We start from the raw sequence: 10,662 nt of genomic DNA on the forward strand, positions 1-10,662 counted from the left end.
GAGGGCGGTCGGTTGTACCGAACGGGAGACCTGGCACGCTGGCGAGCGGAGGGGACGCTGGAGTTCATGGGGCGGGTGGATCACCAGGTCAAGTTGCGCGGCTTCCGCATCGAGCTCGACGAGATCCAGTGCGCGCTCAACGAGTGCCCGGGCGTCAGGGAGAGTGTCGTGCTGGCCCGCAGCTACGCCGCGAACGACGAACGCCTGGTCGCCTATCTGGTGACCGCCGACCCGGCTGCGCCGCCCGCGATCGCGGACCTGCGCATCCAGCTCGAGAAGAAGCTGCCGCGGTACATGATCCCGACGGCATTCGCGTTCATCGACAGCTTCCCGTTGACTGCGAACGGCAAGCTCGATCGCACGGCGCTGCCCGAACCGCAGGCTGCCGACCGCGAGGCGGCATACGCGGCACCGCGAGATGACGCCGAGCGGCGCATGGTCGCGATCTGGGAAGAGGTGCTGAGCATGTCGCCGATCGGCATCGACGACGACTTCTTCGACCTCGGAGGCCACTCGCTGATGGCGCTGAAGTTGTTGGCCAGCGTGGAGCGCCAGTTCCACCAGCCGCTTCGGCTTGCGTCGATCATCGAGGCGCCGACGGTGCGCCAGCTCACGCAACTGCTGGCCCGAGCCACCAGCGCGCCTCCGGAAACCTGTGTGGTTCCGATCCAGGCCGAGGGCGACGAGCTGCCGCTGTTCTTCGTCTCGGGATACGGCAGCTCGCTGCTGGTATTCAACGCCCTGTCGAAGGCGCTGGGTGCTTCGCAGCCGCTGTTCGTGCTGGATCCGATGGCGTTCGACCCGGTGGCGCTCGAGCACTGGAGCTTCAGCGACATGGCGCAGCGCATGCTCGACGACCTGCGTCGTGTCCAGCCGGCCGGGCCGTATCGTCTGGCCGGGCACTCCATGGGCGGCGTGTTCGTCTACGAGCTGGCTCAGCGCCTGCACGCGGCCGGCGAGCGCGTCGAGCAACTCGTGCTCCTCGACACCGTCGGCCCCGGCTTTCCTGGGCGCCACCCCTGGCCGGTTCGGCTGAAGCTCTACGTGAAGCGAGCCGCGACGCTCGGCCCCTCGGGTATGGTGCGTTACGTTCGCTGGTTCCTCACCACGATCTTCAAGCGTTCGGGGCATGACCTGCTCGAGAACCTCGGTACCCTGGCCGAGACACGCATCGGCAAGGCGCAGAAGCGAAGCGCAGCGATCGTTTACGACGCGTCGGAAGCCTACGAGCCCACCCTCTACCCCGGCTCGCTGACCCTGGTGCGCAGCACGCAGGACAAGCTGAAGATCGGCGAGATCGATGATCCGTACATGGGATGGCGACCGCTGGTGCGCGGCGAGATCCATCGCGAATCCATGGACTGCATCCACAAGGAAATGCTGGACGCGGATCACGCCGACGTGCTGGCTGCCCTGCTGATCAAGACGCGCTTGCAGGGGCTCTAACCGACACGTCTCGCTGCCCGTCGAATGCCGTGAAGCCGTTCCCCGCTGCCAGCCGGCTGCCGCTGCCCGGTATCGATGTGTGGCGCGTCGCCACGGCTGCGTTATCCACAGCCGGCGCGGACTGGCACCGCGACTTGCTCGACGACGAGGAGCGCTCGCGTTCAGCGCGCTTGCGCCGGCCGGAGGACCGCCTTCGGTTCGAAGGGGGGCGAGCCAGCCTGCAGGTGCTGCTGGGTCACTACCTCGGCAGCGGCAACGGTCGCACGGCGATCGCTGCCGACAGTTCGGGCAAGCTCCACCTGATGCCGGCGGGACGGACACTGACCTTCAACAGCAGCCATTCCGGCGACTGGATACTCCACGCGTTCGCGAACGGCGTGAGCGTGGGCATCGACGTCGAGAAACTCGACTCGAGGATCGAGCGCGGTCTCGATGACTATCTCGTCGCGCTGGCACCGGAGGAACGGGTCGCCCTCGATCAGTGCCCGCCGGCCCGCCGTTCATTCCAGTTCGTGCGGAGCTGGGTGCGCAAGGAGGCCTACCTGAAGGCGCTCGGCAACGGGTTGCAGCGCTCGCCGGAGCTCGTGAGCATCGGCGCAGCGGCCGACGGACGCGTCAGACTGCTCTACGACCGGAACGTCCCGGAAGCTGCCGGACCGTGGAACTTCGTCGATCTGGCGATCGACGATCGGCACCTCGGCTGTCTCGCCTACCCGGGACCGGCGCAATCCGTGCGTTCGTGCGACGAGGCGGCGTGGCGTCGTGTCCGCGGAACGTGGGCTGCCCGGTCCGGGGAGTAGCCGACAGGTCCAGCTCGACGCGCCGGCTACCATGGCTGCATGCAAGACATCCTGATCAACTGGTCCCCGCAGGAGACCCGTGTCGCCATCATCGAGAACGGTGCGGTGCAGGAGTTGCATCTCGAGCGAACGCTCGAGCGTGGGTTGGTCGGCAACATCTACGCCGGTCGCGTGGTGCGGGTGTTGCCGGGCATGCAGAGCGCGTTCATCGACATCGGACTCGAGCGGGCCGCATTCCTGCACGTGGCCGACCTGCACCGCGAGGACGCGCCCGGCCGCGACAATCCGCCGCCGGCACCGATCGAGCGGCAGGTGTTCGAGGGCCAGGCACTGCTCGTGCAGGTGATCAAGGATTCCATCGGCACCAAGGGCGCGCGACTGTCGACGCAGATCAGCATCGCAGGGCGGCTGCTGGTTTTCCTGCCGCAGGACGACCGCATCGGCATCAGCCAGAAGATCGGATCGCACGAGCTGCGCGAGCAGCTGCGCACGCGCATGCAGGCCCTGGTGGCCCCGCCGAACGGCGGCAGCAGCAGCGGCGGCTTCATCCTGCGCACCAATGCCGAGGAGGCTACCGACGTCGAGCTGGCGGAAGACATCGCCTACCTGCGCAAGACCTGGACCGCAATCCGGGAGCGCGCCTTCAAGGCGCCATCCGGCACGTTGCTGCACCTGGACCTGAACCTGATGCAGCGGGTGCTGCGGGACCTGACCCACGACCAGACCCATGCCGTGCGCATCGACTCGCGCATGCAGTACGAGGCGCTGAAGGAGTTCGGCGAGCAGTACATGCCGAGCTCGGTGGCCAAGCTCGAGCACTACCACGGCGAACGGCCGATCTTCGACCTGTTCGGCATCGACCAGGAGATCGAGCGTGCGCTGGCGAGGCGTGTCGACCTGAAGAGCGGCGGCTACCTCATCATCGACCAGACCGAGGCGCTGACGACGATCGACGTCAACACCGGTGGCTACGTCGGCGCGCGCAACTTCGACGAGACGATCTTCAAGACCAACCTCGAGGCGGCGCTCGCCATCGCCCGCCAGCTGCGGCTGCGCAATCTGGGCGGCATCATCATCATCGACTTCATCGACATGGCTCGAGAGGAGCACCAGAACGCGGTGCTCGCCGAACTGCGCAAGCAGCTCGCGCGCGACCGCACCAAGACCACGGTGAGCGGCTTCACGCAGCTCGGCCTGGTGGAGATGACGCGCAAGCGCACCCGCGAATCGCTGGCCCACCTGCTGTGCGAACCGTGCCCCACCTGCCAAGGCAAGGGCCAGGTGAAGACGCCGCGCAGCGTCTGCTACGACATCCTGCGCGAGATCCTGCGCGAGGCGCGGCAATTCAACCCCAAGGAGTTCCGCGTGGTCGCCAGCGCCGCGGTGGTGGAGATGCTGCTCGACGAGGAGAGCCAGCATCTCGCCGGCCTGTCCGACTTCATCGGCAAGCCGGTGTCGCTGCAGACCGAGCCCGGGCTCTCGCCCGAGGCCTACGACATCGTGCTGCTGTAGCGGACCGCCTTCCGCCGGCGGAGCGCAGTAGTGCAGTCGGCCCGCGGGCCTTGTGCACTCCGCGGCTTTTGTGTCCCTACAATGCCGGCCGAACCATGTCGCCGTCCGTGATCGTCATCCACCGCAGCGAGGCGCCGCGCATCGGCGCCCGCGGGGCTCCGACGGCGCTCTACACCGTGTCACGACTTTCATCGGGCCGTGGGGTCCGAGCAGCCGGTGCCGGCTGGTATCCTGCCCGGGTATCGAGTTTGTTGCGCTGCGGCCTGGTGCGCCGCGCCGGCGACACCGTGCACGAGCCCGCGCTTGCGGATGTCCCGGTCGCTTCTTCCGACGGACCTTTCCTCCCCGACAGCATGCCTCACATCGAGCCTCGTCTCGACACGACGATCCGCGATGCGGGCGCTCTGGCCGCTCACTCTGCCGCATGACCCACCTTCGAGCCCTGTCTTCTCCTCCCTCGATGCTGCGCCGCAGCTTGGTGGCACTGCCGCTCGCCGCGGCGCTGCCGTCCGCGCTGGCCCAGTTCCGCGTCGAGATCTCCGGCGTCGGCGCCACGCAGTTGCCGATCGCGTCGTGAAGTTCCGCGACGAGGAGAAGGCGCCGCAGCCGGTGGGCGCCATCGTGCGGGCGGATCTCGAGCGCAGCGGGGTGTTCCGCAATCTCGACACCGCCGGCGTGGTGCTCGACGAAGGTTCCCAGCCGGCGATGAGCGACTGGCGCGGCCGCAGCGCCGATGCGCTGGTCGGCGGCTCGGTGACGCGCTTGGCCGATGGCCGTTTCGATGTGCGCTACCGTCTGTGGGACGTGGTGAAGGGCCGTGACCTCGGCGGCCAGAGCTATGCGGTCCCTGCCGGCGATCTGCGGCTCGCGGCCCACCGCATCGCCGACGCCATCTACGAGAAGCTCACCGGCGAGAAAGGCGTGTTCTCGACGCGCATCGCCTACGTCACCAAGGGCGGCGGTCGCTTCACGCTGTGGGTGACCGACGCCGACGGCGAGGGCGGCCAGTCCGCGCTGGCCAGCCCCGAACCCATCATCTCGCCGGCCTGGTCGCCCGATGGTCGCGAACTGGCCTACGTGTCGTTCGAGAGCCGCAAGGCCGTGGTCTATGTGCAGGAGGTCGCCAGCGGCAAGCGCCGCACGCTGGCGAGCTTCCGCGGCTCGAACAGCGCGCCGGCGTGGTCGCCCGACGGCCGCCAGCTCGCGCTGACCCTCAGCCGCGACGGCGGCTCGCAGCTCTTCGTGATGGGGCGCGACGGCGAGGGCGTGAAGCGCCTGACCAGCAGCGGTGCGATCGACACCGAGGCCACGTGGGCGCCGGACGGCAAATCGATCTATTTCGTCAGCGACCGGGGCGGCAGCCCGCAGATCTACCGCGTGCCGGCCGGTGGCGGCAATGCCGAGCGGGTGAGCTTCAGCGGCAGCTACAACATCAGCCCGGCGATCAGCCCGGACGGCCGCACGATGGCCTACATCTCGCGCGACGGCGGCGCCTTCCGGGTGCAGGTGATGGACCTCGCCAGCGGAACCGCCCGCGCGGTGAGCGACACCAAGGACGACGAAAGCCCCAGCTTCGCGCCGAACGGCCGACTCATCATCTACGCCACCCGAGACGGTGGCCGCGATGTGCTGATGACCACCACGACCGACGGCAAGATCAAGGCCCGCCTCGTGTCGACCCAGGCTGATGTGCGCGAGCCGGTCTGGGGCCCTACGGACGCTGAGCCCTGCGAGCTCGCGCTTGTTTCGTCGATCGACCACCATTTACCAATGAGGAGAAAACCATGATGTCGATGATCCGCCGCTCCACCCCTGCCGTGGCCCTGCTGGCCGCTCTGGCCCTGGCCGGCTGCAGCTCGCCGGTGAAGCTGGACGAGCCGCCGGTGGAAAGCCGCACCGCGGCTCCGGTCGGCGGCGCCGGTGCCGGCGGTTCGGCCAGCGGGACCAGCCAGTCGCAGGTCGCCAACGTCGACCTGTCGGCCCAGCAGGCCGGTGCACTGGGCAAGGTGGTCTATTTCGACTTCGACAGCTTCCTCGTGAAGGACGAATACCGCCCGATCGTCGATAACTACTCCAAGGTGTTGAACAGCGACCGCAAGAAGCGCGTTGTCATCGAAGGCCACACCGACGAGCGCGGTGGTCGCGAGTACAACCTTGCGCTGGGCCAGAAGCGCGCCGAGGCGGTGGCCAAGTCGCTCACGCTGCTGGGTGTGCAGGACGGGCAGATCGAGTCGGTCAGCTACGGCAAGGAGCGTCCGGCGGTCACCGGCAGCGACGAGGCGGCGTGGGCCAAGAACCGCCGTGCCGAACTGCGCGACCGCTGAGATGACGCGCAGCACCGTCACGGTGGCCAGGATCGCCGGCTGGCGCCCCGCGATCCTGGCTGCGGCACTGCTGGGTGCCGGGGCCGCACAGGCCGGTCTGTTCGACGACGACGAGGCCCGCCGTGCCATCCTCGATGCGCGCGCGCGCATCGACCAGGTCGATCAGGCCGCCAAGGCGCGCGAAGCCGAGTTGACGGAGCAGGTGAACCAACTGCGGCGCAGCGTGCTCGACCTGAACACCACCATCGAGCAGCTGCGCGCGGACCTGGCCAAGCTGCGCGGCAGCGACGAGCAGTTGCAGCGCGACGTGGCCGAACTGCAGCGCAAGCAGAAGGACGTGCAGCAGGGCATCGACGAACGCCTGCGCAAGATGGAGCCGCAGAAGGTCACGCTGGACGGCAAGGAATTCCTCGCCGAACCCGAGGAAACGCGGCTGTACGGCGAGGCCGTCAACGTGCTCCGGCAGGGTGATTTCGCCGGCGCGGTCAACGCCTTCAGCGCCTTCCAGCGCCGCTACCCCAGCAGCGGCTACTCGACCGCGGCGCTGTACTGGCTGGCCAATGCGCAGTACGGCAAGCGCGACTACAAGGACGCCATTCCGTCCTTCCGGGCCCTGGTGGCGGCGGCGCCCGACCACCCGCGTGCGCCCGAGGCCCTGCTGTCGATCGCCAACTGCCAGCTTGAGCTGAAGGACACCAAGTCCGCACGCCGCACGCTCGACGAACTGCTGAAGAATTACCCGAAGAGCGAGGCCGCGCAGGCTGGTCGCGAGCGGCTCGCCTCATTGAAGTGAGCGCGTTGCCGGAGCCTGACGAAGCCGACCTGGAGCGCCGCTTCGGGGGCCTTCGGCGGCTCTACGGAGAGGCCGGGTACCGTCGGATCAGGGCGGCCCGGATCGGCGTGGTCGGTGTCGGCGGCGTCGGCTCCTGGGTGGCCGAGGCGCTGGCGCGTAGCGGCGTGGCTGCACTCACGCTGATCGATCTCGACCACGTCAGCGAGTCCAACATCAACCGGCAGGTGCAGGCCCTCGACGCCACCCTTGGCCAGGCCAAGGTGCTGGCCTTGCGGGATCGCATCGCGCAGATCCATCCGGCGTGCCGGGTGCATGCGGTCGAAGCTTTTGTCGAGGCCGACAACTGGCCGGCACTGTTGCCGGAACGCATCGATGCGCTGGTGGACGCCTGCGATCAGGTTCGTGCGAAGGCGCTTCTGGCGGCGTGGGCGCTCGATGCCGGCTTGCCCTACGTGTCGGTGGGGGCCGCCGGCGGCAAGCGCCGCGCGCAGGCGGTCGAGGTCGAAGACTTGGCCGAGGTGACCCACGATCCTTGCTGGCGTCCCTGCGGCAGCGCCTGCGCCAGCGGCACGCGGCGGCGCGCAAGGGGGCGATCGGCGTGCGCTGCGTGTTCTCGCGCGAGGCCGTGAGCGAACCCGACGAGGCTTGCCGGGTTGACGGCAGCCTCAACTGCCATGGCTACGGATCCGCCGTCAGCGTCACAGCCACCTTCGGTTTGGTCGCCGCAGGTGAGATCATCGAGGGCCTCGTGGTCCGTGATGCGGTAATGGTCTAGTTTGAATGGCCCGTTGTTACGACTCGCTGGCGCCTGCTGGCGGCATCTGCTAGGGTGATTGGATGGCTACCAAGAAAGACTTCACCCAGGTCGCGCACACGGTGTTCCTTCAGGCGACAGATCAGATCGCTCCGATCGCTCCGACAGCTCGCCAGGAGGCTGGCAGCAAGGGCGGAAAAAAAGGTGGCAAGTCCAGAATGAATTCCTTGACTGCTGAGCAGCGGGAGGAGCTGGCGAGGCGCGCGGCCACGGCCCGTTGGTCGAAGAAGGCGCCGGGTTCCAAAGCCGGCGCCTCGACGATCAAGTCAAAGGGCTAACGGAGACCGTTCAGCTGAACAGTTCCATTTGGCCAGGGTGTGACCGCCAGTGTTGCGTGACGTTCTCGAGTTGTCCGAATCGGATTCTCGTGTACGCACGCACAAAGACGGTTTTCAGCCTGTGGCGTAGATATCGCATAGGCAAAGCTCCGCGTGTCCCCGCTCGTGAGCGGGTTGCGTGACGGGGAGGATTTGATTGCCTACAACCTAATCTGGTACTAGATTCCCAGAAGTCTTGTCAGACGGGCTATAGGTGGCAGAGGGGCCTCCCCACTTCCATGCCGAGTGAACTCAGTGCGCTAACACTGGTCCACACAAACGGTGAATCTATAGTCTACGCGGCCTCCGTCACGTTGGCTGCGGTTCGTGAGCCCCGTTTTCAGCGAAAGCGGGGCTTTCGTTCTTCTGGGCCTCAATGATTGCCAACGCACGCTCCGTGGCAATGTAGAAGCCCCGCTTCGGGTTCTCGACCAACCCGAAGTCCTTTCGGTAGTTCATCAAGGCGGTGCGGGCCGCCTCTGGGGAGATTGCAAGGTTTTCCTTGGCAATGAACTCCCGGACCTCGGTATAGGTCTTGCCCTCGCGCCCGATGAATCCCAGGATACGTACCCAGTTGGGCGCGATCTGGCGCGGCCTACGCGACCAGGCGGCGCTTGCGACCGGCTTCAGCAATTGTTGAAGTTGCACCCTCGCGGCGTCTGAGACGATCAATTCGCGTTGAGGCCGCGTTTCCTGGTGCACCACAGAAGTCGATGCAATCACTGGTTGCGGCGCATGTGCAGGCGCCTGCACAGAGTCGGCGGCATTAGATTGACCGCGAGTCTCCTTGTCGAACATCTCGTCTAGCGGGTCATCCGCCAGATCTTCAAGCGCCCGTACCCGCGCCTCCTGCTCAGACACCTTCGCCCGTAGCCACACAAGCTTGCGGCGTTCACGCTCAATGAGTGCGGCACGATCTGACATGGCAGGGCTCCTTTGTAGGCTGTGCGGATTATCACGCAGTTATAGCCGTCACGACCTACAAGTAACAAGAAATTCTTCACGAACGAGTAAATTTACTCTAGCATTAAGTTCATGTTCACACGATAATTGCAACATGAACCGCCTGACCACCGAAGACCGCGCCCGCATCCTGACCGTGTTGTCGGAAGGTATGGGCATCAACGCGGCGTGCCGGGTCACGGGAGCATCGAAGAACACGGTGCTGAAGCTTCTGGGCGACGTTGGGCGCGCATGCGCGCTCTACCAGGATCGGGCTATGCGTGGCCTTCGATGCAAGCGCATCGAGTGCGACGAGATTTGGAGCTTCGTCGGCGCGAAGGCCAAGAACGTGAAGCCGGATCACCCGGACGAGTTCGGCGACTGCTACACCTTCACTGCGATCGACCCCGACACGAAGTTGATGCCGTGCTGGTTGGTCGGCGTCCGCGACCGCGCTTGCGCGTTCGAATTCATGGCCGATCTGGCCTCGCGCCTGTCGGGTCGGATCCAGTTGACGACGGACGGCTGGCACGCGTATCCCGATGCCGTCGAAGCAGCCTTCCTCGGGAAGGTCGACTACACGGTGATCAACAAGTCGTTCCGCGGTGATCCGGCTCCTGTCGAAGGCCGCCGTCGCTACAGCCCTCCCGAGCTGGTCACCACTTCAAAGGCCGTGGTCAACGGGAACCCCGACTTGAAGCGCGCCAGCACCTCGATCGTGGAGCGCTCGAACCTGAGCCTGCGGATGGGGAACCGCCGCATGACTCGCCTCACGAATGCGTTCTCCAAGAAGATGGAGAACCACATGCACGCGATGAGCTTCTACTTCATGGTCTACAACTTCGTGAAGGTGCACAGCTCGGTGCGCGTCAGCCCGGCTATGGCTGCCGGCGTCACGAACACGCTGTGGACGATGGAGGACATCGTCATGATGGCCGACACCATGGGCGACGAAGTTGTTACGCAGGCCGAACCGAAGTGAACCAGTACCCGTGATGCGCAGACTTGAATCCGAGAAAAAAGTCTGGCTATAATGAGCGGCTCTACGGCGGGTTGTTAGCTCAGTCGGTAGAGCAGCGGACTTTTAATCCGTTGGTCGCGTGTTCGAGTCACGCACAACCCACCAAGGCGCTCCTCACGGGGTGCACACCGTGGCCAGTTCACGGGCTCTTAGCTCAGTTGGTAGAGCAGCGGACTCTTAATCCGTTGGTCGAGTGTTCGAGTCACTCAGGGCCCACCAAAAATCTTGGTTAGAAAACAAGGACTTAGCGCGAGCTAAGTCCTTTTTTCTTGGGCGCATCGGACGGATGCTTCCGTCGGTTGTGACGGATTTGTGCCGTAGATCGGCGCGTGCGCACTGGCTGCACACGTGGTGCGCGTTGCTTCCCCTCTCGCTCTCACCGCATCGCGCGGCCTCGTCCGGCAACGGTGCTGCGGTCGCGCCGCGCGGCCGGCCAACGCGTCCGCCCTGTCCTGAGAAGTGTTCTTATCAGGACGTCATTTGGTAGCGTAAATTCGGAGGGGCTTTTGAACAGCGCTCGTTCAACACAAGTTGTGCTCAAGCGGCAAGAGAAGTTGTGTTCTATGCGGCGAGGGGACGAGCAACCGTGCACGCTACGCCGATTCGCTCGGCACAGCAATGTCGCCGGTCGGCGGCCGATCATCAGGGTTGCCCTCGCCAGATCGGCCTTGGACTGTTGACGCCGACCGAAAA

At 65.9% G+C, this 10,662-nt stretch carries 9 protein-coding genes, 2 tRNA genes and 2 pseudogenes; 12 read left to right on the forward strand and 1 reads right to left on the reverse strand.

Going from position 1 to position 10,662, the window contains the following annotated elements:
• The 9 genes and pseudogenes from Y694_RS16445 to Y694_RS24405 all read left to right on the forward strand — a co-directional run.
• Positions 1-1,446 (forward strand): alpha/beta fold hydrolase (locus tag Y694_RS16445; protein WP_152543506.1); only part of this gene is annotated, 1,446 nt, incomplete at its 5' end.
• Between the two features lie 29 nt (positions 1,447-1,475).
• Positions 1,476-2,246 carry a 4'-phosphopantetheinyl transferase superfamily protein gene (locus Y694_RS22715; protein WP_051495845.1) on the forward strand — a complete coding sequence of 257 codons (771 nt, stop codon included), beginning with the start codon at positions 1,476-1,478 and terminating at the stop codon, positions 2,244-2,246.
• Positions 2,247-2,285: 39 nt separating this feature from the next.
• Positions 2,286-3,758 (forward strand): ribonuclease G, encoded by a 1,473-nt coding sequence (gene rng, locus Y694_RS16455; protein ID WP_036234436.1) that lies wholly within the window; start codon positions 2,286-2,288, stop codon positions 3,756-3,758.
• 95 nt (positions 3,759-3,853) lie between these two features.
• Entirely contained in the window at positions 3,854-4,186 is a 333-nt protein-coding gene (locus Y694_RS24395; RefSeq protein ID WP_152543507.1) for a hypothetical protein, read from the forward strand.
• Positions 4,183-5,471 (forward strand): annotated as a pseudogene (gene tolB / locus Y694_RS16460) (Tol-Pal system beta propeller repeat protein TolB); the annotation flags it as partial. The gene Y694_RS24395 and the pseudogene tolB, both read left to right, overlap by 4 nt.
• Positions 5,472-5,542: 71 nt before the next feature.
• Complete coding sequence (gene pal, locus Y694_RS16465) at positions 5,543-6,082, forward strand: peptidoglycan-associated lipoprotein Pal (RefSeq protein WP_011828946.1); 540 nt, start codon at positions 5,543-5,545, stop codon at positions 6,080-6,082.
• Position 6,083: 1 nt separating this feature from the next.
• Positions 6,084-6,875, forward strand: coding sequence for a tol-pal system protein YbgF (ybgF, locus tag Y694_RS16470; RefSeq protein ID WP_011828947.1), 792 nt, complete (start codon positions 6,084-6,086; stop codon positions 6,873-6,875).
• A pseudogene (locus tag Y694_RS16475) lies at positions 6,872-7,650 on the forward strand (ThiF family adenylyltransferase). The gene ybgF and the pseudogene Y694_RS16475 overlap by 4 nt, the downstream one beginning before the upstream one ends.
• A gap of 62 nt (positions 7,651-7,712) precedes the next feature.
• The gene (locus Y694_RS24405) at positions 7,713-7,967 is read left to right on the forward strand and encodes a histone H1 (RefSeq protein WP_152543508.1); all 255 of its coding nucleotides are present in this window, start codon (positions 7,713-7,715) and stop codon (positions 7,965-7,967) included.
• A gap of 348 nt (positions 7,968-8,315) precedes the next feature.
• Here Y694_RS24405 and Y694_RS24410 read toward each other — a convergent pair whose 3' ends face one another.
• Positions 8,316-8,930 carry a hypothetical protein gene (locus Y694_RS24410; RefSeq protein ID WP_152543509.1) on the reverse strand — a complete coding sequence of 205 codons (615 nt, stop codon included), beginning with the start codon at positions 8,928-8,930 and terminating at the stop codon, positions 8,316-8,318.
• Positions 8,931-9,063: 133 nt separating this feature from the next.
• Between Y694_RS24410 and Y694_RS16485 the strand changes: the two genes are divergently transcribed.
• From Y694_RS16485 to Y694_RS16495, 3 genes are all read left to right on the forward strand, one after another.
• Positions 9,064-9,930, forward strand: a complete 867-nt coding sequence (locus Y694_RS16485; RefSeq protein WP_036234440.1) for a transposase — start codon at positions 9,064-9,066, stop codon at positions 9,928-9,930.
• A 68-nt stretch (positions 9,931-9,998) separates the two neighbouring features.
• Positions 9,999-10,074 (forward strand) — tRNA-Lys (locus tag Y694_RS16490).
• Between the two features lie 38 nt (positions 10,075-10,112).
• Positions 10,113-10,188, forward strand: a tRNA-Lys gene (locus Y694_RS16495).
• Positions 10,189-10,662 lie beyond the last annotated feature (474 nt).

Origin of the sequence: Methylibium sp. T29-B (genome assembly GCF_000576225.1) — a bacterium.
Taxonomy (GTDB): Bacteria; Pseudomonadota; Gammaproteobacteria; order Burkholderiales; family Burkholderiaceae_C; genus Methylibium; species Methylibium petroleiphilum.